17 protein-coding genes are annotated in these 22,270 nt (G+C 70.6%); 12 read left to right on the top strand and 5 right to left on the bottom strand.

Features of this window, described 5'->3' with window-relative positions; all coding sequences use genetic code 11:
* Positions 1-128: 128 nt before the first annotated feature.
* Positions 129-896: a L,D-transpeptidase family protein gene (locus tag AC0OLQ_RS13295; RefSeq protein ID WP_484531555.1), complete on the top strand. Its 768-nt coding sequence runs from the start codon at positions 129-131 to the stop codon at positions 894-896.
* 190 nt (positions 897-1,086) lie between these two features.
* Here AC0OLQ_RS13295 and AC0OLQ_RS13290 read toward each other — a convergent pair whose 3' ends face one another.
* Complete coding sequence (locus AC0OLQ_RS13290) at positions 1,087-2,076, bottom strand: GlxA family transcriptional regulator (RefSeq protein WP_484531554.1); 990 nt, start codon at positions 2,074-2,076, stop codon at positions 1,087-1,089.
* 659 nt (positions 2,077-2,735) lie between these two features.
* Here AC0OLQ_RS13290 and AC0OLQ_RS13285 point away from each other — a divergent pair.
* The 3 genes from AC0OLQ_RS13285 to AC0OLQ_RS13275 all read left to right on the top strand — a co-directional run bounded on the left by AC0OLQ_RS13285 (position 2,736) and on the right by AC0OLQ_RS13275 (position 5,211).
* Entirely contained in the window at positions 2,736-3,353 is a 618-nt protein-coding gene (locus AC0OLQ_RS13285) for an HD domain-containing protein (protein ID WP_484531553.1), read from the top strand.
* A 284-nt stretch (positions 3,354-3,637) separates the two neighbouring features.
* A complete protein-coding gene (locus AC0OLQ_RS13280; protein WP_484531552.1) occupies positions 3,638-4,576 on the top strand; it encodes an NADP-dependent oxidoreductase in 939 nt (312 codons plus the stop codon).
* 305 nt (positions 4,577-4,881) lie between these two features.
* Positions 4,882-5,211: a nuclear transport factor 2 family protein gene (locus AC0OLQ_RS13275; protein WP_484531551.1), complete on the top strand. Its 330-nt coding sequence runs from the start codon at positions 4,882-4,884 to the stop codon at positions 5,209-5,211.
* Between the two features lie 84 nt (positions 5,212-5,295).
* Here AC0OLQ_RS13275 and AC0OLQ_RS13270 read toward each other — a convergent pair whose 3' ends face one another.
* The 3 genes from AC0OLQ_RS13270 to AC0OLQ_RS13260 all read right to left on the bottom strand — a co-directional run bounded on the left by AC0OLQ_RS13270 (position 5,296) and on the right by AC0OLQ_RS13260 (position 9,309).
* The gene (locus AC0OLQ_RS13270) at positions 5,296-6,339 is read right to left on the bottom strand and encodes a P1 family peptidase (protein WP_484531550.1); all 1,044 of its coding nucleotides are present in this window, start codon (positions 6,337-6,339) and stop codon (positions 5,296-5,298) included.
* A 182-nt stretch (positions 6,340-6,521) separates the two neighbouring features.
* Entirely contained in the window at positions 6,522-8,105 is a 1,584-nt protein-coding gene (locus AC0OLQ_RS13265) for an FAD-dependent monooxygenase (protein ID WP_484531549.1), read from the bottom strand.
* A 205-nt stretch (positions 8,106-8,310) separates the two neighbouring features.
* Positions 8,311-9,309, bottom strand: a complete 999-nt coding sequence (locus tag AC0OLQ_RS13260) for a hypothetical protein (protein ID WP_484531548.1) — start codon at positions 9,307-9,309, stop codon at positions 8,311-8,313.
* Positions 9,310-9,848: 539 nt separating this feature from the next.
* Between AC0OLQ_RS13260 and AC0OLQ_RS13255 the strand changes: the two genes are divergently transcribed.
* Positions 9,849-13,775 carry a carboxypeptidase regulatory-like domain-containing protein gene (locus AC0OLQ_RS13255; RefSeq protein WP_484531547.1) on the top strand — a complete coding sequence of 1,309 codons (3,927 nt, stop codon included), beginning with the start codon at positions 9,849-9,851 and terminating at the stop codon, positions 13,773-13,775.
* A 140-nt stretch (positions 13,776-13,915) separates the two neighbouring features.
* Entirely contained in the window at positions 13,916-14,923 is a 1,008-nt protein-coding gene (locus AC0OLQ_RS13250) for an alpha/beta fold hydrolase (RefSeq protein ID WP_484531546.1), read from the top strand.
* Positions 14,924-14,999: 76 nt separating this feature from the next.
* Here AC0OLQ_RS13250 and AC0OLQ_RS13245 read toward each other — a convergent pair whose 3' ends face one another.
* A complete protein-coding gene (locus AC0OLQ_RS13245) occupies positions 15,000-15,833 on the bottom strand; it encodes an oxidoreductase (RefSeq protein WP_484531545.1) in 834 nt (277 codons plus the stop codon).
* A 102-nt stretch (positions 15,834-15,935) separates the two neighbouring features.
* Here AC0OLQ_RS13245 and AC0OLQ_RS13240 point away from each other — a divergent pair, with 102 nt between their 5' ends.
* The 6 genes from AC0OLQ_RS13240 (at position 15,936) to AC0OLQ_RS13215 (ending at position 22,265) form a co-directional block, all read left to right on the top strand.
* Positions 15,936-16,838, top strand: a complete 903-nt coding sequence (locus AC0OLQ_RS13240) for a LysR family transcriptional regulator (protein ID WP_484531544.1) — start codon at positions 15,936-15,938, stop codon at positions 16,836-16,838.
* Between the two features lie 181 nt (positions 16,839-17,019).
* Positions 17,020-17,484, top strand: a complete 465-nt coding sequence (locus AC0OLQ_RS13235; protein WP_484531543.1) for a nuclear transport factor 2 family protein — start codon at positions 17,020-17,022, stop codon at positions 17,482-17,484.
* A 159-nt stretch (positions 17,485-17,643) separates the two neighbouring features.
* Positions 17,644-18,249 (top strand): NAD(P)H:quinone oxidoreductase, encoded by a 606-nt coding sequence (gene wrbA / locus AC0OLQ_RS13230; protein ID WP_484531542.1) that lies wholly within the window; start codon positions 17,644-17,646, stop codon positions 18,247-18,249.
* 249 nt (positions 18,250-18,498) lie between these two features.
* Positions 18,499-19,515, top strand: coding sequence for an MBL fold metallo-hydrolase (locus tag AC0OLQ_RS13225; protein WP_484531541.1), 1,017 nt, complete (start codon positions 18,499-18,501; stop codon positions 19,513-19,515).
* Positions 19,516-19,833: 318 nt separating this feature from the next.
* Positions 19,834-20,541, top strand: coding sequence for a VIT1/CCC1 transporter family protein (locus tag AC0OLQ_RS13220; protein ID WP_357340982.1), 708 nt, complete (start codon positions 19,834-19,836; stop codon positions 20,539-20,541).
* On the top strand, positions 20,538-22,265 hold the full coding sequence (locus AC0OLQ_RS13215) for an FAD-binding protein (RefSeq protein WP_484531540.1): 1,728 nt from the start codon (positions 20,538-20,540) through the stop codon (positions 22,263-22,265). Before AC0OLQ_RS13220 ends, AC0OLQ_RS13215 begins: the two co-directional genes overlap by 4 nt.
* Positions 22,266-22,270: the final 5 nt, after the last annotated feature.

The raw sequence follows: 22,270 nt of genomic DNA, 5'->3' as shown, positions 1-22,270 counted from the left end.
CGGTATCCGATGTGGGTTCCCAGGTCGCCCTCAGCCTGCGCCACGACTCCAACGGCTTCACCGAGTTCGAGCGGCTGGCCGGCCGCGAAGGACAACCGGGAGTCGCTCGAGGTGCGAGGATTTGCCGAATGAAGCGGAGATCTCTGATTCTCTGCGCGGCGGCCGGCGTCGCGGCTCCCGTCATCGCCTCCGGTGCGACGCCCGCCGCGGCAGGGACGACCGACGCCACCACCGACAAGCCCCGGCCGCGCAACTACTCGCCGAGCAACAAGGCCAGCAACCTCACGACCCTGCCGACGACCACCCGGCAGGTCATCGTCGTGACCGCGGCCAGCTACCGCACCAGTTACGCCACCCTGGAGACGTTCACGAAGGTCGACGGCCGCTGGACCCCGGTGTCCGCGGCGCTGCCGGCGCGGATCGGATCCCAGTTCTTCAGCGACCATCACGTCGAGGGCGTCCCGACCACGCCGACGGGCGTCTACTCCATCGGCCCGACGATGTACGGCATCGCGGCGAATCCGGGCGTGCGGTACTCCTACCACCGGCTTGTGGTGGACGACTGGTGGAACGAGAACCCGAACTCGTCCGCCTACAACACCTTCCAGCACACGTCCACCAATCCCGGTGGGCTCAGCGAGGCGCTGTGGAAGGAGAAGCCCGCCTACACGCACTTCGCCGTGATCACCTACAACATGCCGCCGAACGTGGCGAAGCCGGTGCCGAACGCGGGCAGCGGGATCTTCCTGCACGAGTTCAGCACGACTCCGTCCGGTCCCACCGCCGGCTGCATCAGCCTGTCGCACAGTGACCTGGTCAACGTGCTCCGGTGGCTCGACCCCGCGGCCCAGCCGCGCATGGTGATGTGCCCGCTGGAAAGCCTCGGCCGCTACTGACCCGGCACCCACCGCGGATCGGAAAATGCCTCGCCATCATCGCGCAGCCCTTCCCTCGCCGGTCGCCCAGCGGTCGAACCATCCGCAGACGCTCACGAAGCGGAGCAGGGCAGGATGAAGTCCACGGAGCCGGATCATTCGCTGAGGAGCGCGTCGCCTCGCGGAGTACGCACGTAGGCCGGGGGCCCGGTCAGCCGCCGAGTGGAACCTGTCCGGTGGTGCGGCGGGCCGTGCTGAACCGACGTTGGTAGGCGGCGGGGCTGATCGACAGCTTCCTGGCGAAAACCCGTCGCATGCTTTCGTAACTGGGGAACCCGGCGAGGGTCGCGGCCTGCGTCGCGGTGTGTCCTTGGTCGAGCAGTGCCCTGGCCAGGTCGAATCGGATGGTTTCCACGTAGCGGGCCGGTGTCGTGGACAGCTCGTCGTGGAAGAGCCGGGTGAGTTGCCGGGTACTCACGTTGAGGTGTTTCGCGAGTTCACCGAGCGAGTGGTCCCCGCGGGGATTCGCCGTCACCAAATCGGTGATCTTGCGGAGAGCCGGCGAGCGCGGCGGCGGTCCCTGTAGCGGTGCCGAGAACTGCGACTGGCCGCCCGCACGCTGCATGTACACCACCAGGGCGCGGGCGACATCGCGCGCCAGGTCGGCCCCGTGGTCCTCTTCGACGAGGGCGAGGGCCAGGTCGATGCCGGCCGTCACCCCCGCCGACGTGTACGTGGTGCCATCGCGAACGTAGATCGCGTCGGGCTCGACGCGGCACGTCGGACAACGGGCGGCGAGTTCGTGCGTGACCTGCCAGTGGGTGGTCGCGCGCTTGCCGTCGAGGAGGCCGGCGGCGGCGAGGACGAACGCCCCGGTGCAGATCGACGCGACCCGACCCGCCACAGCCGCCGGTATCCGCGCAGCGTCCGCCAGGTGGTCGGGGACACGGGCGCGCGGATAGAGGTCGGACCCGGCCACCAGTAACGTGTCGAAAGCCGACTCCGAAGAGACGGCGCCGTCGACTGCAACCCGGACCCCGAGGTTCGACATGACGTCCGCGCCGGTGGGCGACAGCAGCACGATCCGGTAGTCGGCACCGAACCGGTTCGCCGCTTTGAACACCTCCGCGGGACCGGCGACGTCCAGCAACGTCACTCCGTCGTAGACGAGGATCGCGATGCAATGGGGGCCGCCGTTCACCACTCCGGTCCCTCCGGAGCCGGATCCGCGCGGTGACCAGCCAGACCGCGGCGGCACCGACTGCCGTCGGATCGGCGACGCAGGAGGCATGGACACCGTCCATTGGTAGCACACCGTTACCGACGATCACGGCGGTCCGGGGCGGGCCTGCTCAACCGGCAGCAGCCATGGCGTCGTCCGCATCGACTGCGACGATCGGGCTATAAATTGCATTCGTGCCGATAAAAGGGCGTCCTGATCGACGATCTCCCAGCCGATCATGCTGCTTCGTCAGGGAGCTTACCGGCGGGCCCCTGACAATTCGGTTGCACTGCCTTACCCGGATGCGCGGCGCCGATTTCTTCAATAGAAGCCAGAGCCGCAGAAATGGCTGAATAACTGAATCGTCATGCCGCTACCCATGTCCGGTTGACTCAACGCGCTGAACCCGACACCCGGTATCGCGCGGACCGAACTGTGACGGACGACGCGGAGTCGCAGGCCAGCGCGGGACTCGGGCTGCGATTTCGTCCTGTCCGAATCTAAGTGGTTCCTGGCCGGACGAAGGCGGCGCCGCACCCCGATCGATGGGCACCATGGATCTCGGACACACCGTTCACATCCACAGCCCGACGCACTCCCCGGAGAGTCAGAGAATCATGCCAGAGGTAATCGCGGGATTGGAGATTCCTGAGACAGCGGCGGTCGCTGAAGCGACCAGGCTTGTGCAGGAGACGACCAACCCCCTCATCTACCACCACTCCCGGCGGGTCTATTTCTTCAGTCTGATTCACGCGCACAGGCTCGGCGTGAAGCCGGATCCGGAGCTGATCTACGTCGCGGCCATGTTCCACGACCTCGGCCTCCTGACTCCCTTCTCCGACGTCGAGCAGCGCTTCGAAGTCGATGGCGCCGACCACGCGCGCAAGTTCCTCCTGGACCGGGGTTTCTCGACGGCCGCCGCCGAGACCGTCTGGACGGCGATCGCGCTGCACACCACGCCGGGCATCCCCGACCGGATGGCCCCGGAAATCGCGACCACCTACCTCGGCGTCCTGACCGACGTGCTCGGCCTCGGCCTGGACGGACTGGAACCGGATCAGCTGGCTGAGATCCTCGCCGTCCACCCACGAGGGGACTTCAAGAACGAGTTTCTGCGAGCCCAATTCGACGGGTTCAAGAACCGCCCCGACACCACTAACGGCACCGTGAACTCCGACATACTCGAGCACTTCATCCCCGGCTTCCAACGCATCACGACGGTCGAGCGCATCGTGGGCTCACCCTGGCCGAGCTGACCGGACATCACACTGGGCCGCCCGGCGCACGCCACGAGTCGCGACCTGGTGGCGTGCGCCCGGCCCTCGGATTCGCAGGACTGGCAGCGGCCTGACGCTCACCTCCATGATCGTCTTCCTCATCGGCTCGGTCGTCGCTGGGGTTCACGCCCACAGGTTCACCAGCGCACTGACGACGGGCGATGCGCGACCTTCGCAGCCGGCACCACGAGCGCCAGGAGCGGACCCCGCGCGCTAAGCCCCAACCGCCCCAAACCGACGAACGTTCTTGAGAGGATTCGAGCATGCGAGCGATTACCGTGCGCGACCGTGACGCAGGCGTCGGTGGCCTCACCCTGACCGACATGCCTTACCCCCACGCTGCGGAGAACGACGTCATCGTGCGCGTGCACGCCGCGGGCTTCACCCCTGGAGAGCTCGACTGGCCGGCAACGTGGTCTGATCGCGCCGGCCGCGACCGGACGCCCAGCATCCCCGGGCATGAGCTGTCCGGTGTCGTGGTCGAGCTCGGCTATGGAACCACCGGCCTCAGCGTGGGCCAGCCCGTGTTCGGACTGACCGACTGGGCCCGGAACGGATCCCTGGCCGAATTCACCGCGGTGGAGGCTCGCAACCTTGCTCCCCTCGCGGCCGACATCGACCACGTCGTGGCCGCCGCGCTGCCCATCTCCGGACTGACCGCGTGGCAGGGCCTGTTCGACCATGCCCACCTCACGACCGGCCAGACCGTCCTCATTCACGGCGCCGCGGGCGGCGTCGGCTCGATCGCCGTCCAACTCGCGCAGGAGGTGGGCGCCCGCGTGATCGGCACCGGCCGAGCCGACGACCGTGATGTCGCGCTCGGTCTCGGCGCGCAGACCTTCCTCGACCTGGACGCCGAGGACTTGCGGCACGTCGGCGAGGTGGACGTGGTGTTCGACGTCATCGGTGGCGACATCCTCGAGCGATCGACCGAACTGGTACGCCCGGGTGGCACCCTCGTCACCATCGCGACGCCACCTAGCAGGCAGCCGAAGGACGGGCGAGCCATCTTCTTCGTCGTCGAACCTGATCGCGCCCGGCTGACCGACCTCGCCCAGCGCCTCCGGACCGGACGGCTCGAGCCCATCGTCGGCGCCGTGCGACCGCTTTCCGAAACGGCTTCCGCGTTCGCCCGCCACCGCCGCACGCCCGGCAAGACGATCATTCAGGTCGCGGACGAGCAGGGAACGCAGCACTCGTGACCAGTGTGCGGGCCGCTCTACTGCCCCGCATGACGTTCCGATGAGGCAGCGTGCCCGGTGCAGCCGCACTCCACCGACCGACTGTCGGGGCTGACCGATGCCGAGGCGCGTTCCGCTGCTGCACACGGATGAATGATCTACGCTCAGCACCAGTTGCCACGGCCGAAGGCAGCCGCGACTACGTGCCCGCCCGACAAGCTCGCCACCGTCGGCAACCGGGTCGGGACGGGGGCCGCCGCTCAGCCGCCCGTCAACCCGCCTGTGGTGCGCCCGTCCGCGCCACACGACCGTCGAAAGATGCGCTCATGACCAGCACCGGCGTCCCCGCCCCGATCCAGACGTTCATCGACGCCACCAACCGCGCCGACTCGGAGGCCTTCGTCGCGGCGTTCACCGACGACGCGTACCTCAACGACTGGGGCCGTGAGTTCCACGGCCGCGACGGCGTGCGCTCCTGGGACCGCACCGACAACATCGGGGTGCAGTCGCACTTCGAGCTCGTCGGGATCGAGGCCGGCACCGAGCCCGACAGCTACGTCGCCACCCTCAAGGTCTCGGGCAACGGCTTCAACGGCACCGGCCCGATGACCTTCCGCCTCCGCGACGGCCTCATCGCGAGCCTGCGCATCAGCTGAGGCCCGTGCCGGCCGCCGCGGGAGGCTCCACGTCGGTGTCTACGAGCTGACCGGTCGCCGAGGCGACCGGGATCGCCCGAGTGGTCAGGCTCGCGCCGCCAGTCGCCCGGCGGCCGACAGCCGCCGGATCGCCTCTCGATGCGGAACGGCGTGACTGGTACGACCGCCCGCACCGGTGGTGGTGACGGCGGCGAACAGCGAGTTGAGCAGCCCTTCCTCGACCGCGTCCATGACGGCCGCGAAGAGCGGGTTGATCTCCCCGTCGGGGATGGGTGGCTGGTCCGGTTGTGCCGTGCTGAACGCGATCGCGTAGTCGCCGCTGGTGTTGCTGTACGACGCGCCGACCCGGCCCATCGCGAACACCGCCCGCCGGGCGAGCCGTCCGAGCTGCCGGGCGTCCAGCGGCGCGTCGGTGGCCACCACGATCATGCACGAGTTGCCGGGTGGTTCGGTTCGGTCGGCATCCGGGATCAGCTCGTCGGCCGGCAGCGGGACACCGAGGGCGGTCAGCACCCCGCCGAAGTTGGACTGTACGAGGGCCCCGACCGTCACCGCGCGGTCGGCCACCCGCACCGTCCTGGACGAGGTGCCGATGCCCGCCTTGAAGCCCAGGGCCGTGGTGCCGGTGCCGGCCCCCACGCAGCCCTCCGACGGTAGTTCGCCGGACGCCCGGGTGACGGCGGCGAGCACGTGTTCTTCGGTGATCGGGCGGCGGCGGATGTCCGACAGGTGACCGTCGTTGGTCTCGCCCACCAGCGGGTTGAACGACAGGCCGTCCGGCCTCCGGTCCATCAGGTACCCCAGCAGCGCGTCCGCAGCCCGGAACACGGACAGCGTGGCGGTCAGGACGACCGGCGACTCCAGGACGCCGAGTTCGTCCACCTGGGTCGAGCCGACGAGCTTCCCGTGACCGTTGCCGGTGTACACGGCGGCCGGCAGGGTCCAACGGCCGGGGCCGAGCTGGGTCGGTACGACTGCGGTGACACCAGTGTGCAGGTCGGCGCCGTCGTCGATGGTGGTGTGCCCGACCAGGATCCCGGCGACGTCGGTGATCGCGTTGTTCGGCCCGGTTGGCAGGGGTCCGACGACGATCCCGAGGTCACGGGCGCGGCGGCTGACCTGATTCATGATGCTCCTGTCGTCGTTGTTGCGGTGCGTGCAGTGCAGGGATCGTGGCGGCGGCGGCCACCTCGTCCGTTGGTTCGGCTAAGCCGAGCGCCTGGCCGAAGGTGCCGTCGGCCAACCGCCAGCATCCCGGCGTCGGGGGCTACGGGTTCGCCGGCAGCGTGGGGCGGCCCGTCCAGGCCGCGCTAGGCCCTGAGCCAGCGGTGCACGTAGGACCGAAGGCCGGCAAGGTCGGTGCCGCCCGCGCGGTAGCCGACATGCCCGTCGGGCCGGACCAGGTAGCTGGCGTGGTGGCCTGGACCGACCCCGAGTCGGCGCAGCACCTCCGCGCCGGCTCTCGGCGCCAGCCGGTGGGTGGTGAGCCGGCCGGAACGGCCCCGGCTCAGCTCGTCGATCTCGCGGGCGGGCCAGCCCTCGGGCGGACCGCAGAGCAGCAGGTGCCAGCCGGGGGTGGCGGTGAGCCGGTGCAGCGAACCGCCGTCGGCCAGCGGGGCGTCGGGCAGCCGGTCCCCGGCTCGCGGACCGGTCCGCGTCGCGTGCGGGCCCTCGGTGGACAGCGGGCTGCGCCGGTAGCGGATACCGAGCTGGGCGACCGTGCGGAAGGCGGTGGCCCGCACGAACCGCGGTGCGAGCACCGCCGGCAGCAGGGCGGGCGCGATCCGGGTACGGGCGAAGCGGACCAGGGGGTTGGTGGTGGTGGCGACGGTGAAGGCCCGGTCGCTGAACCGGAGCACCATCCGGCCGACCGGTGCCCGCTCCGCATGGTAGCTGTCCAGCAGGGCCGGGTCGGCGTCGGTGTGCAGGGCCTGGGCGAGTTTCCAGCCGAGGTTCACGGCGTCCTGGATGCCGGTGTTCATGCCCTGCGCGCCGGCCGGGCTGTGTATGTGCGCGGCGTCGCCGGCCAGGAACACCGGTCCGGCCCGGTAGGCGCTGGCGGCCCGGTGGTGCAGCCGGAAGTTCGTCGCCCACACCGGGTCGTGCAGCCGGAGCGCGCCGCCCGCGTACGCGTCGGCCAGCGCCTGCAGTTCGGTGAGGTGGACCGGTGCGGTCGGCGGGGTCGAGTCGCCGACGGGCCGCATGGCCACCATCCGCCAGCTGGCCGGGTGCCCGAGGGGGAAGAGGAACAGCAGCCCTCGCCCGGCGAGGAAGGCGTGTGCCGCGCCCGGTTCGACGCCGTCGACCTCCAGGTCGGCCAACACGAAGGTCTGCGGGTACGCGCCACCCTCGAAGCCGATCCCGGCGAACTGCCGCACCGCGCTGTGCGCGCCGTCGCAGCCCACCACGTATCGGGCCGACATCCGCTCGACGCGGCCGTCGCGGTCGCGCAGCGTCGCGACGGCCGCCCGATCGGTACGGTCCAGGCCGACCAGTTCGACGCCGCGCTCGATGCTCACCCCGAGGGCCGCGAGGCGCTCGCCGAGCAGCCGCTCGGTCTCCGCCTGCGACAGGAACAGCAGGTGCGGGTACGCGGTGTCGGGCAGGCCCAGGTCGAACAGTGGCACCGACCGCTGCCGCCGCCCCGAGTGCAGGGTCAACCGGACCGCTGGGTTCCCGGCCGCCACCATCTCGTCGGCCAACCCGGAACCGGCGAGAACCTCCAGCGTGCGGGGCTGGACCGCCAGCGCGCGCGACTCGTGCACCCGGTCGAGAGCCCGGTCGACCAGACGCACCCGCACCCCGTGCCCGGCGAGCTGACCGGCCATGGTGAGGCCGGTCGGCCCCGCGCCGACCACCAGCACCTCCACCTCCGAGCCCATAGCGCCCGTCATCGGCAGCCCCCTGGTTCGCGGTGAGGATCGCACCTCCCAGTCAAGGTCACGGTAGCGCCCGGCGTGCCGACGTGGTGCCCGCGGCGAACCTCAGCTGCGCGGATCTGGGCTGCTGATGATCAACGCGGGATAGCCAGACTCCTGGGGCGGTCGGCCGGGCTTGTCGTCGTGGCCGCCTCAGTCGGTTCTGCTCCGCCTCTCGAACTCAGAGCAGGCCGCGCTGGACCGCGCGGACGCCGGCCTGGAACCGGCCGGTGGCGTCGAGCTCGTCGAGCAGCGCGGCGATCCGGCGACGGACCGTCCGTGGGCTCACGCCGAGGTGGCGCGCGATCGACTCGTCCTTCATCCCCGCGTTGAGCAGGTCGACGAGCTCGCTCGTGTCGGCGTCGCGCGCCACGGTGGAGCCGTGGTGGCCCGACCCGAACCGGATGGGGCTGGCGTGCGACCACAGTTGCTCGAAGATGGCCTGAAGACCGTCGGTCAGCGCCGAACGCGCCGCCACGACCGAGAGGGTCTCCGGCGCGGTCTCTTCGCCGGCGAGGAGCACCACCGCGGTCTCGCGGTCGACCACCAGAAGCTTCATGGGTACCTGCGGCAGGGTCCGGGCCTCCTCGCCGATGTCGACCATCCACTGGATGCGGGCGACCAGCGCCGGTTCGTCGAGGACCTGGCTGGCGTAGAGCGCACGGAACCGGACGCCTCGGCGCAGCAGACCGAGTTCGGCGTCGCTGATGGGCGTGCTGTTCGGGGCCACGTACGGCGGGGTGTCGATCCCGACCACCTCCGTCCTCGCCGATCCGAGCAGGTCGTGGATGCGGCTCGCGGTCGCCGCGCGCCCCTCGACCACCTCGAACAGCCGTCGCGGTTCGGTGCGCATCAGTCCGGCGGCGAACACCCGGGACAGCTCGTACGACGCGGTCTCGAGCCGGTCCAGCGCATGTCGGCGTTCCCGCACCAGCGCGGCGACACCGGCGAGGGGGTCCACCGCCTGGTAACGGCCGTCGGTCCAGGTGTCGTGGCGTACCAGCCCCAACGAGACCAGACGGTCCAGCGCGGCGCGTACCTGCGCGGTGGAACACTCCAACGCGTCGCCGTGTGACTCGACGTCGGCCCCGGGGTCGAGCAGGAGCCGCCGGTACACCTGTTGGTCCAGGTCGGACAGCCCGACCAGGTCCCACCCCGCCCGCTCACCGTTGTCCGTCACAGCCGCGAGCATAGGCCCTTGTGTCCGGAACGGGCACCTGGCCGAATCGGGCACCGTTGCGCGTCATCCCGCTGTTATCGTCTCGCCGCCGGTGTGTCTGGTCCACGGACCATGTGAAATCCCTCCACGTGACGACGCGTGACCTCCGTGACCCTCGGTGCCGGCACGATCGAGGAGGAGCAATCATGTCGCGTCGTCTGTTACGCGCGCTCGCAGTGACTGCCACAGTCGTCAGCACAGTGGTCACCCAGAGCCTTACCGGTGCCGTGGGCGTGGCCCAAGCGGCTCCGGTGACCACGGCATCCACAGGTTTCGCCACCACCGCGACGGGCCCTGGCGGCTCCGGCGAGTGGAGGACCGAACGGCTGTGCACCGGGCCCGTGCGAGCGGGGTTCGCACAGTGTCATTCGATCCGACGTACCCCGCCGACGGCGTCGGCGCAACCGTCGCCGTCGACGACGTCCAGGCAGGCCAGCCCCGCCGAGACGGTCTACGGGTACGGGCCGGCCGACCTCGTCTCGGCGTACCGCCTGCCCGCCGTGGCGGGTGACGGCATCACCGTCGCGATCGTGGACGCCTTCGACGGCCCGACCGCCGAGGCCGACCTCGCGGTCTACCGGGAGCACTGGGGCCTGCCCCCGTGCACCACCGACAACGGCTGCTTCACGAAGATCGACCAGCGGGGCGGCCACGACTACCCCGTACCGGACGAATCGTGGGCCGGGGAGATCTCGCTCGACCTCGACGCCGTGTCGGCGGTGTGCCCACGCTGCCACATCCTGTTGGTCGAGGCCGACAGCAACTCGGCTGACGACCTGGGCCAGGCCGTCGACCGGGCCGTCGCCAGTGGCGCGCAGGTGGTGTCGATCTCCTACGGCGGTCCCGAGGACGCCGACATGATCTCCGCCAACGAGAAGCACTACCGGCACCCCGGGGTGGCGATCGTCGCGTCCTCCGGCGACTACGGGTACGGCATGTCCTATCCCGCCTCGTCGCCGCACGTGACGGCCGTCGGCGGCACCTCGCTCACCCGTGACGACACCACCGGCCGCGGCTGGACCGAGCAGGTGTGGGACAACTACGCCGGCGCACCCGGCAGCGGATGTTCCGCGGTGGAACCGAAGCCGTTCTTCCAGGCCGACCCCGGATGCCACGGCCGCACCGTCGCCGACGTGTCCGCCCTCGCCGACCCGCTCAACGGTCTGGCCGTCTACCAGACCTTCGGCGGTTACGGCTGGGCGCAGTACGGCGGCACGAGCCTGGCGGCCCCGATCATCGCCGGCGTGTACGCCCTCGCCGGCCGGGTGCCGGCCGGCGACGCACCGAACTGGTACCCCTACGCGGCGTCGGCCGGCGGACTCAACGACATCACGGTGGGCCGGAACGGCACCTGCGACCAGGCGGCGACGTACCTCTGCACCGCCGGCGAGGGATTCGACGGCCCGACGGGCCTCGGCACCCCGAACGGTGTCTCCGCCCTCAGGGCACCCGGCCCCCACGGTCATGTCGCCGGCACCGTGACCGACGCGACCAGCCACGCGCCGGTCGCGAACGCCACCGTCACGGTGAGCGGCGGTGGTCACGCCGTCACCGCCACCACCGACACCGCCGGGCGGTTCGACGTCACCGAACCCGTCGGCACGTTCACCGTGGCGGTCGCCGCGTTCGGCTACGCCGCCGCGACCCGTACCGCCGACGTCATTGACGGGCAGACGTCCACGGTGGATGTGTCGCTGCAGGCACAGCCGCTGGTCACGCTGTCCGGCACGGTGACCGACGGTTCCGGGCACGGCTGGCCGCTGTACGCCACGGTGTCCGCACCCGGGACGCCGTTGCCGGCCGTGCGCACCGATCCGTTCACCGGCCGCTACCGCATGCGGGTGCCGGTACAGTCCGCCCTGACCCTGCGGGTGCAGGCCGAGGCGGCCGGGTACCGCACCGCCGACGCGCAGGTCACCGTCGACGCCACCGACGTCGGCCGGGATCTCGCGGTGCCCGTGGACGACGAAACCTGCGCGACCGCCGGCTACCACCACAACTACGCCGGGCTGCCCGCCGAGCCGTTCGACTCCACCGGCGTGCCGGCCGGCTGGCGGGTCGACGACGCGACCGAGAACGGCGGATGGGAGTTCGACCGGGGCCGGGTGATCCCGCGCACCAACGAGACGACGGGCAGCGGGAACTTCGCCCTCATCGACACCCAGTTGCAGAACCGCAAGGACACCACCCTCACCACACCGCCGGTCGACCTGACCGGCGTCGACCATCCCGTCGTCGGGCTGCGCACCCGCTTCGTCGGGTACCTGCCGACGCAGTCGGCCGATGTGGGCTTCTCCATCGACGGCGGCGCCACCTGGTCGACGATCTGGAAGCAGGACGGGCTGGCCATCATCAACGGGCCGCTGGCCCTGCCGATCCCGCAGGCCGCCCACCACCGCGGGGTGCTGGTGCGGTTCCACTACGCCGGGCAGTTCGCCCGCTACTGGGAACTCGACGACGTGTACGTCGGCGAGCGCACCTGTGACCCGGTGGCCGGCGGGATCGTCGCCGGACGAGTCCTCGACGCGAACACCGGCGACGGCGTCGACGGGGCCACCGTCACGGCGCTCGCCCACCCGGACGTGCAGACCGGGTCGGTGGCCACGCCTGACGACGACAGCATCGGCGACGGCTACTTCGCCCTGTTCGCGCCCGGCGACGGTGACCAGGGATTCACCGCATCGGCGCGCAACCGGATCAGCCTCACCCGATCGGTGCACGTCGCAGCCGACGCCGTCACCAGGGCCGACTTCTCGCTGGCCGCCGCAGCGCTGACCATCAGCCCCGCGACCGTGACGCGTAGCGTGCGGCTCGGCAAGAGCGCGCAGGCGACGTTCACCGTCACGAACTCCGGGTCGGCGCCGGCGCACGTCTCCCTCGTGGAGCAGCCCGGCGGCTTCAGCCCGGCCGGCGGACCGGCCGCCGCCGCGGCGGTTCCTGCGCGCCGTGTCCCCGGCGGCGCCGCCGGCGTCCGGCGCGCCCCGGCCGGGCAGCGGGCAGCCGCCTTGCCGACCGTCACCTCCCCGACGACCGCCTCGGCGGCGTCGGACGCTCCGGCCTGGACGCCGCTGGCCGACTACCCGGGCGGCCCGATCATGGACCACGCCATGGCCCGCGGCGACGACGGCAAGGTCTACGTCGTCGGTGGCACGCCCGACGGGTACGGGCCCACGGCGAGGGGGTACGTCTACGACCCGGTCCGGCTGCTGTGGTCGGCACTGCCGAAGCTGCCGGTGCCCGTGCAGCGACCGGCGGCGGCGTTCCTCTCCGGCCGGCTCGTCGTCGTCGGCGGCTGGGGCCCGCTGGACGCGGTCACCGAGGTGCAGATCTACGACCCGGCGACAGGCGTGTGGACGCGCGGCGCGCCGCTGCCCGCACCGCGCGCCGCGGCCGGCAGTGCCGTACTCGACGGCCTGCTGTACGTGGTGTCCGGTTGCACCGTGGGCGGCTGCCTGCCCGCCACCACCACCGTTTTCGCCTACGACCCGGTACGCGACCGGTGGAGCCAGTGGGCGGACTACCCGGCGAGGGAGGCGTTCATGTCCTGCGGCGGGCTGGCCGGACGGGTCGTCTGCGCCGGGGGTCTCGACCTCGAAACCGGCGACGGGTCGGCCGCCACCTACTCGTACGATCCGCGCACGGACGCGTGGAGTCGCGTCGCGGACCTGCCGACCGGTTGGTGGGGCGCGGCGTCGACGGTCGCCAACGGGCAACTGTTGATGAGCGGCGGCGTTGCCGGTGGCACGGGCCCGACGTCGGCCATCACCAACGAGGGGCACGCGTACGACCCGGTGGCGGGCGGCTGGCACGCCCTGCCGAACGCACCCGCGCCGTTCTACCGCGGCGCTGCCGCGTGTGGCGTCTACCGGGTCGGCGGGGCACGGCAACATTTCGAGGCCACGGCGAGCACCCAGGAGCTGCCGGGATACGACATCTGCGGGCCGTCCGGCGACGTGCCGTGGCTGTCCGCGAGCAGCGGCGCCTTCACTCTTGACGCTGGAAAGAGCAAGACCGTGACGCTCACGCTGGACGCCGGCGACGCGTCAACCGTGGACCAGCCGGGGGACTACACGGCCGCGCTGGCGGTCCGGGTCGACGGCCCCGCGCAGCCCGCACCACTACAGGTCACGATGCACGTCGATCCGCCGAAGAGTTGGGGCCGGCTGAGCGGCACGGTCAGCGGGGCAGGGTGCACCGGTGCGGCCGCGCCGCTGTCGCGCGCCGCCGTCACGCTTCGGACGAAACACTCCACCACCACCCTGTGGACCGACGACGCCGGCCACTGGTCGGTCTGGGCCGACCAGCGGGACAGCCCGATCACGCTGGTCTTCTCGGAGGACGGATTCAGCAGTCTGACGAGGACGGTCAAGGTGCGGTCCGGTGGCACGGTCAACACCGAGGTCGTCCTGCAGCCAGCCGGCTGCTGAGCCCGAGGGTACGGGCCGGCCAACGCTTCGGCGGGGGCCGGCCCGTACCCGTTGGGCGCCCGGGAGCCCGCGGGCGTCAGCCAAGCCCCCGCAGACCGGAACCTGGCGGCGGGCCCGGTGCCGGCGCGCAGCAAGATCGCTTGCCCTGCTCGTGGGTCATCCTCACGTTCACCCGACCGGCCGCGTGGTTCACGCACTGGCCTCTAACATCGGGTAAAACCGGCATTGCGGGCGCACGCTGCTGCGCCCTCTCGCAACATCTCGTCGGTTCCGCGGCACCGGCCCCGGCCGGCACGCCGCCCGTGACGAGTCGGAAGGACACCGGCATGAGCTACATCAACGCCAAGGACGGCACCGAGATCTATTACAAGGACTGGGGTGCCGGCCCGGCTGTCACCTTCTCCCACGGCTGGCCGCTGAACGCGGATGCGTGGGACGGGCAGATGCTCTTCCTGGTGCAGAACGGTTTCCGGGTCGTCGCGCACGACCGCCGTGGTCACGGCCGGTCGAGCCAGGCCTCCAGCGGCAACGACATGAACGGCTACGCCGACGACCTCGCGGCGGTCATCGAGGCCCTCGACCTCACCGACGCCACACTGATCGGACACTCCACCGGTGGCGGAGAGGTCGCGCGCTACATCGGCCGCCACGGAACGGGACGGGTCGCCAAAGCCGTTCTCATCTCCGCCGTGCCGCCGATCATGGTGCAGACGCCGGACAACCCCGAGGGCCTGCCCATCGCCGTCTTCGACGAGATGCGCGCCAACCTGATGAAGGACCGATCGCAGTTCTACCAGGACCTGGCGCAGATGTTCTACGGTGCCAACCGGCAGGGGGCGAAGGTCTCGAAGGGGATCCTCGACCAGTTCTGGCTGTGGAGTATGCAGGCCGGCCTGTTGAACGCGTACGAGAGCATCAAGGCCTTCTCCGAGACGGACTTCCGCGACGATCTCGCCAAGTTCGACATCCCCACGCTGGTGATGCACGGCGAGGACGACCAGATCGTTCCGGTCAAGGACTCGGCGAAGAAGACCGCCCAGCTCATCGCGAACGCGAAGGACATCTACTACCCGGGCGCGCCGCACGGCATCACGTCCACGCTGCAGGACCAGGTCAACAACGATCTGCTCGCGTTCCTGAGGAGTTGACCCGAGGCGATATCGCCGCCGGCTCCCGAGCCGGTCTCTGCTACTCCCCCGACGACTCGCTCACAAGACGAAGATGTCAGGCGATCGCCGTCGAGCGGCTGATCTCTTCCCAAGCCGCGACCTCGGCCAGCAGCGCCTCGTGGTGCTCGCGCAGCCCGTCCACCGCGTCACCACCGAGCAGGAGCCGCAACGGCAGGCGGTCACTGTCCAGCACCTTCAGGATCGCCGCCGCACCCTTCACCGGGTCGTTCGGCTCCACGCCCGACAACTCGTGGGTGAAGCGGCGGGTCGCACCGGCGGTGTCCTGGTACGCCGCCGTCTGCTCAGTGACGTACTTGTTGTTGTTGAACTCGGTACGGAACGCGCCCGGTTCCACGATCAGCACCCGTACGCCCAGCGGCGCCAGCTCCGTCGCCAGCGTCTCGGACAGCCCTTCGAGGGCCCACTTGGCGGCGTGGTAGGCCCCGAATCCCGGGTACGTCTTCTGTCCACCCAGCGAGCTCATCTGCACGATGGTCCCGCTGCCCTGCTCGCGCATCAGCGGCAGGACCGCCTTGGTGACCTCGGCCGCGCCGAAGAAGACCACCTCCATCTGCTGGCGCAGTTCCGCCATGGTGACCTCCTCCACCGCGCCGAGGACCAACGAACCGGCGTTGTTGACAAGGACGTCGATCCGGCCGTAGGCAGCCAGCGTGGCCTGTACCGCGGCGTCAATCGAGGCCGGATCGGTGACGTCCAGCGCCGTCGTGCCGATCCCGTCCTGCTCCGCCAGGTCGGCCAGGGCCTCCGGCCGGCGAGCGGTGGCCATCACCCGGTCGCCGGCGGCCACCGCCGCCAGCGCCAGTTCCCGGCCGAAGCCGGAGGAACAGCCGGTGATCAACCAGACCCGGCCCTGCGTGTTGTCCTGCATCTTTTGGCTCCCGTTACGTGCCGTCGTGAACAGGAACAATGCTGATGGCGGGCATCTGGCGCGACCAACACCGGTTACCTGCCACGGCGGTAGTCTCGGCCTGTGACCCCCGATCTTCGGCAGCTCCGGTACTTCGTCGCCGTTGCCGAGGAGTCGAGCTTCACCCGGGCCGCCAACCGGCTGATGATCACGCAACAGTCGCTCTCCCAGCAGATCAACGCGCTGGAACGGATCCTCCGCGCGAAACTGTTCGACCGGGACAGCCGGGGCACCAGACTCACCGATACCGGGGCACTGTTCCTGCCCGAGGCACGCGCGGTGCTGGAGCGCGCCGACGAGGCCGTGGCCGTGGTCCAGCGGGCCGTGCGTGGCGAGACGGGCCGGCTCCGCGTAGCTTTCCTGGCCACCACCACGAACCACCTGCTGCCGCCGGTGGTCCGGGCCGCTCGGGAACGCCTCCCCGGCCTGGAACTGGTCACCGAGGAGACCACCATCGCCCCGCTGGTCGAAGGCGTGCTCAGCGGCCGGTACGACCTCGCGTTCACCCGACCGCCACAGGTCCCGGGCCTGGCGGCACGGACGATCGCCACCGAACAGGTGTGCGCCGTCCTGCCCGAGGGGCATCCGCTCGCCGACCGCACCGAGCTGACCCTGTCCGAGCTGGCAGACGAGCGGTGGGTCATGACCCCGCGCAGTTCCTGGGAACCCTGGCACCAGACGTTCGAGGAAAACTTCCGCGCCGCCGGGTTCACCCCCGACATCGTCGCCCGGGACGCCAGCGTTCAAGGGCTGCTCGGCCTGGTCGCGGCCGGTGTCGGGATCACGCGGCTCGGCTGGTCGGCGCACAACCTGCGCCGTACCGGTGTGGTGTTCGTACCGTTGGCCGGGGAATTCGCCACCACCGAAATGATCTGGCTGGCCGACAACCCCTCGACCGCGCTGCGCCGCGTAACGGACGTGGTGACCGAGCTGGCCGCCAAGATGGACCTCACCACCACCGGCTGAGTGCGACCGAGCGACCGAACACCGGCCGGCCCCGGGGTACCGGCGCGAAACACCAGGCGCCACAGGCTGCGGCTACCGCCGTGGCAGGTAATCAGTGTTGGCCGGTTCGGACCGGTCTGGACCAGTATCGTCGTTGCCAATACGGAACGGGATCACGTCCCGCAGAGCACGAGGAACCACCATGAGCAACCCCAACCCTTCCCGCGAGCAGGCCACCGATCGGGCAGCCCTCCGCGAACTGGTCGACGCCTACGCCCGCCTCGCGGACCGCCGCGACGCTCAGGGACAGGCCGCACTCTTCACCGCCGACGCCCGCGTCGCCGTGTACGACGGCGAGCCCGACACGACCGAGCCGACGCAGGTCCTGATCGGTCGGGACGAACTGGCCGCGGCCTTCGGCGCGCTCCAGAACTACGACAAGACGACCCACTTCAACGGTCAGAGCACGGTCACCATCGACGGGGACCGCGCCACCGGAGAGACCTACTGCCTGGCGCACCACCTCTGGACCGAGGAGGGACAGCGCAGCCTGATGGTCATGTCGATCCGGTACTACGACACCTTCGTCCGGCAGGACGATCGGTGGTTCTTCGCCGAACGCCAGCTCATCACCGACTGGATCGATCGCCGAAACTCGACGCCCTGAGGGTCGACGGAGTCAGCACGCAGCCAAACCCGCCAGGCGTTCCCTGACTGGGCTGTCGAGCCCGGGCCGGTGCGGACCCCTCGGAGCCGTTGCTACTATCATGATTGTTGACAGCGCAAATTTATCGCTGGCAACTATCGTGATGAAAGGATGCCTTCGATGGCACAGGCCAAGCTCGCCGTCATCTACTACTCCTCCACCGGCACCATCCACGCCATGGCCAAGCGGCTCGCCGAGGCCGGCGCGAAGGCCGGCGCGGAGGTGCGGCTGCGTCAGGTTGCGGAACTTGCTCCCGAGGAGGCCATCGCCTCCAACGCCGCCTGGAGCCAGCACTTCGACGCCACGAAGAACGAGCCGAAGGCGAACGCCGACGACATCGTCTGGGCCGACGCGGTGTTGTTCGGCACCCCCACGCGCTACGGCAACGTCGCCAGCCAGCTCAAGCAGTTCATCGACACCCTCGGTCCGCAGTGGGCGCAGGGACTGCTGGCCAACAAGGTGTACGCCGGCTTCACCGCGTCCATGACCGCTCACGGCGGCCAGGAATCAACGCTCCTGGCGCTCTACAACACGATCCACCACTTTGGCGGCCTGGTCGTCGCCCCCGGGTACACCGACCCGCTGAAGTTCACCGACGGCAACCCGTACGGCGTCTCGCACGTCACCGGCGGAAGCAATGACGCCCCCCTGGGTGACGCCCAGTTCGCCGCCCTCGACCACATGGCCGAGCGGGTCGTGAACATCGCCAGCAAGCTCAACGCCTGACGAGCCGCGCCGATTGCCCGTGGGTTGTCCGATTTCCGGTCTACCCGAAATCGGACAACCCTGCGGGTCAAGGCCTCCGGCCCGGTCCGGCCGGTGGTCGCAGCGTGACCCGCCGTACTCCGACCAGGCCACGTCCCCACAAGGTGGCGGTCCTCCCTCTTACCGAAAGGACGTGTCATGACGACCATGCCTAAACGCTCCGAATCCACCACGCGCCGAACCGTACTGAAAGGGGCGGTGATTGCTGCTGTGCCCGCGGCGACGGGACTCCTCAGTGGAGGTCTGGCGGTTCCCGGCAGCGCGAGCGCGGCGGACACGCTGCCGGAGTACGCGCCGGTGCCCGCAGCCTCGATCGGGCCGGCGCTCAACGCCGCCGGGTACTACGTCGGCCGGATCCGGGGAAATCTCTACTGGGTGACCGACGCCTTTTACCAGGCGATGTTCCTGACCACCCCGGAAGGCGTCGTGCTCGTCGACGCACCGCCCACGATCGGACACAACCTGCTGCGGGCCATCGACGACGTCACCAAGACGAACGGGATGCCCAGCAAGGTCACGCACCTGGTCTACTCGCACTCGCACGCCGACCACATCGGCGCCTCGGCCATCCTGGGCAAGGACGTGGTGCGGATCGGGCATTCGGAGACCCGCCGACTGCTCCGCCTCGACCGGGACCCCAACAGGCCGGTGCCGACGGAGACGTTCGACCACCGATACGTTCTGAACGTGGGTGGTGAGCGGCTGGAACTCGCCCACCACGGCCCGAACCACTCGCCCGACAACATCTTCGTCTACGCACCCGCGCAGAGAACTCTCATGGTCGTGGACGTGCTCTACCCGGGATGGGTGCCGTTCAAGAACCTCGCCGTCTCCCAGGACATTCCCGCCTGGGTGAAGGCGCACGACGTGGCGATGGAGTACCCGTGGCAGACCCTGGTCGGCGGCCACCTCGGACGCCTCGGTGTCCGTGCCGACGGCGACATCCAGAAGCAGTACATGGCCGACCTCGACGCAGCGGTCCGCAACGCCTCGGCGACGCTGGACCCCACGCCCTACTTTCAGAAGTACGGGCCGAGCGGCAACTCGTGGGCGGTCTTCAAGACCTACCTCGACGCCGTCGCCCGCCAGGCGGCTGAGCCGGTGGTCGCCAAGTACACCGGCATCCTGGCCGCCGCCGATGTCTTCACCGTCGACAACGCCTACGCACTGCTGGAGTCCCAGCGGATCGACGGCGGACTCCTGGGCCCCTTCGGCGTCCGTTCGTAACCACCTGTTCGTGCCGAGCGGCGGACTGTTCGAGTAAGGGTGTAACGGGTCTGGCCCGGCGCCGAGCCTGGACGGGCTTGGCGGGAAGGACAGGCAATGACCGGGATCATCGAGTCTGCGCCGAGATCGATGGATACCCAGCAGTTCGCGCAGCAACTCGTGGAGCAGGCCCACGCCGAGGGCGTGGACCTGCTGGGCCCGAACGGGTTGCTGCGCGAGCTGACCAAGACCGTGGCGTGACGATGGTCAGGGCAAGCCGTCGTAGACACCACAGCATCTCGCCACTAACGTAGTCTCCACTACAGCACAGGGGGCGAGATGACAGTCGCGAGCGTCGAATTCCACCAGCACCACCGGGACGTGACGGGAGGCTGGCTGCGGCCGGCCGTGTTCGGAATCATGGACGGCCTGGTTTCCAACGCGGCCCTGATCGCCGGCGTGGCCGGCGGCGGCGGCTCCACCCGGACGATCGTCCTCACCGGATTCGCCGGCCTGGTCGCCGGCGCCTGCTCCATGGCCAGCGGCGAATACACGTCCGTCGCGTCGCAGACCGAGCTCACCAGGGCCGAGATCGCGCGCGAGCGCCGGGAACTCGAACTGCACCCGGACGAGGAGCGCGCCGAACTGGCCGCCATCTACGTCGCCCGAGGGCTCGACGAGACCCTGGCACGGCAGGTAGCCGACCAGTTGTCCGGTGACCCCCGGCAGGTGTGGCGCGTCCACGTGCGGGAGGAGATGGGGGTGGACCCGGACGATCTGCCGTCGCCGTGGGTGGCCGCCGGATCGTCGTTCGCCGCGTTCTCGCTCGGAGCGCTGGTGCCGATGCTGCCGTTCCTGCTCGGCTTCGGAAACCTCGCCGCGGCCCTGGCGTTCACCGGCGTCGCCCTGTTCCTGGCCGGGGCCGGCGTCGCCAGGATGACGGAAGTGCCCGCCTGGTTCGGCGGGCTGCGACAGCTGGGGCTCGCCGCCGCGGCCGCCGCCGTCACGTACGGGATCGGTCACCTCATCGGCGCCAACCTCGCATGATCCGCGGCCTGCGCATCGCCGTCCTGGCCAAGCAGGTTCCCGCAGGCGGCATCGTGGCGATGACGGATGACGGCCGGGTCCGGCGGGACGGACCGGCGGAGATCAACCCTTTCTGCCGACGGGCTATCGCCCAGGGCGTGATCCTGGCCCGGGAGACCGGCGGCAGCTGCACGGTCCTGACCATGGGCCCACCGGCAGCGGGCGACGTGCTCGCCGAGGCGATCGCCTGGGGCGCCGACCACGGGGTACTGGTCAGCGACCCAGCCCTCGCCGGGGCGGATCTGCAGGTCACCGCTGCCGCGTTGACCGCTGCGCTGCGTGCCGAGGGGCCGTTCGACGTGGTGCTCGTCGGACACAGTTCGGTGGACGCCGAGACCGGGCAGCTCGGCCAACTGGTCGCCGGCCTACTGGGTTGGCCATTCACCGGCGCGGCCCGCACCCTCCGGATGACCGGAGACTCGTTCGAGGCGGGCTGTGAGCAGGACCACCAGCTCGTCGAGGTACGGGTCCGGCCCCCCGTCGTGATCGCCGTCGCCGAGCGGCTCTGCGACCCGGCCAAGGCACCCGACTACCCGCCCACCGCGGTGACGACCCGGGACCTGTCCGCTCTGCCGGGAGCACTACCCGCGGCCGCGAGTCCGACCTCGGTGGGTCCGGTCCGGCTGGTCACCCCGACCCGCTGGCGCAAGGTGCTCCGCGGCCCGGTTGAGGAACAGGCCGCCGCCGCTGTCGCGCTGCTGGGCGACGCGGGTGCCCTGCGGGCCGGTCCGAGTGCGGCCACCCGCGTGGTCTCGTCGCGTGGCGCCGCCGGGCCGATCGTCCACGTGCTGTCCGACCCGTACCACGACAGCCTTGCCGAACTCCTCGGGCTCGGCGCCCGCATCGGCGGTGAGGTGCACGCCCTGTGCGGACCCGGACCGTCCGCGACCCTCCTCGCCGGACAGGGGGCGGACATCGTGCGCCGTTGGGCCGGTTCCGCTCCGGGTCCGGCCGCCACCGCAGCCGGCCTCGCCACCCTGGGGTCCGCGGCCGTAGTGCTGGTGCCCGCGACGACCTGGGGCCGGGAGGTGGCCGGCCGGTACGCGGCGGCGACCGGCGCCGGACTCATCGCTGACGCCATCGACGTCGGCCAGGTCGGCTCGACCGTGCGCGCGCAGGTGTGCGGGTTCAGCGGGCAGGGTCTGCTGGAGATCGTCAGCCGGACGACGCCGACCGTGGTCACGGTACGGTCCGGCGTGCTGCCGCTGCTCAGCCCGCGAGCTCACCGGTCCGCCGTGGAACGGCCCTGGCGTGTACCGGAGAGCCCGCTCGACGTCGCCGAGACGGCGCGCCGCACGCTGGACGACTGGGCCGCGCTCAGTCGCGCCGAGGTGGTGGTGGGTGTCGGTCGGGGCGTCGCCGCCGCCGACCACGCCGCGCTCGGGCCACTGCTGAAGGTGCTCGACGCGCAGCTGGCCGGCACCCGCAAGCTGACCGACGCGGGTGTGCTGCCACGCAGCCGGCAGATCGGGGCGACCGGGCGCAGCGTCCGGCCTCGGCTCTACGTCGCCATCGGACTCTCCGGCCGCCCGCACCACCTGGCCGGCGTCACCGGGTCGGGAACCATCCTGGCGATCAACCCGGATCCGGACGCGCCGGTGTTCGAGGCCGCGGACGTCGGGATCGTCGCGACCTGGCAGGAGGCCGTACCCGCCCTCGTCCGTGCCCTGTCCGCCGCGTCCTGACCACC

The sequence above is a fragment of the Micromonospora sp. Utrum1 genome, from assembly GCF_057197805.1.
This window is presented reverse-complemented; position numbering and strand designations above follow the sequence as displayed.

What these genes read in the sequence shown, in the direction of transcription:
- AC0OLQ_RS13295 (WP_484531555.1), top strand. Translation starts at nt 129, where the DNA reads ATGAAGCGGAGATCTCTGATTCTCTGCGCGGCGGCCGGCGTCGCGGCT.
- AC0OLQ_RS13280 (WP_484531552.1), top strand. Translation starts at nt 3,638, where the DNA reads ATGCGAGCGATTACCGTGCGCGACCGTGACGCAGGCGTCGGTGGCCTC.
- AC0OLQ_RS13275 (WP_484531551.1), top strand. Translation starts at nt 4,882, where the DNA reads ATGACCAGCACCGGCGTCCCCGCCCCGATCCAGACGTTCATCGACGCC.
- AC0OLQ_RS13270 (WP_484531550.1), bottom strand. Translation starts at nt 6,339, where the DNA reads ATGAATCAGGTCAGCCGCCGCGCCCGTGACCTCGGGATCGTCGTCGGA.
- AC0OLQ_RS13265 (WP_484531549.1), bottom strand. Translation starts at nt 8,105, where the DNA reads ATGACGGGCGCTATGGGCTCGGAGGTGGAGGTGCTGGTGGTCGGCGCG.
- AC0OLQ_RS13245 (WP_484531545.1), bottom strand. Translation starts at nt 15,833, where the DNA reads ATGCAGGACAACACGCAGGGCCGGGTCTGGTTGATCACCGGCTGTTCC.
- AC0OLQ_RS13235 (WP_484531543.1), top strand. Translation starts at nt 17,020, where the DNA reads ATGAGCAACCCCAACCCTTCCCGCGAGCAGGCCACCGATCGGGCAGCC.
- wrbA (WP_484531542.1), top strand. Translation starts at nt 17,644, where the DNA reads ATGGCACAGGCCAAGCTCGCCGTCATCTACTACTCCTCCACCGGCACC.
- AC0OLQ_RS13220 (WP_357340982.1), top strand. Translation starts at nt 19,834, where the DNA reads ATGACAGTCGCGAGCGTCGAATTCCACCAGCACCACCGGGACGTGACG.
- AC0OLQ_RS13215 (WP_484531540.1), top strand. Translation starts at nt 20,538, where the DNA reads ATGATCCGCGGCCTGCGCATCGCCGTCCTGGCCAAGCAGGTTCCCGCA.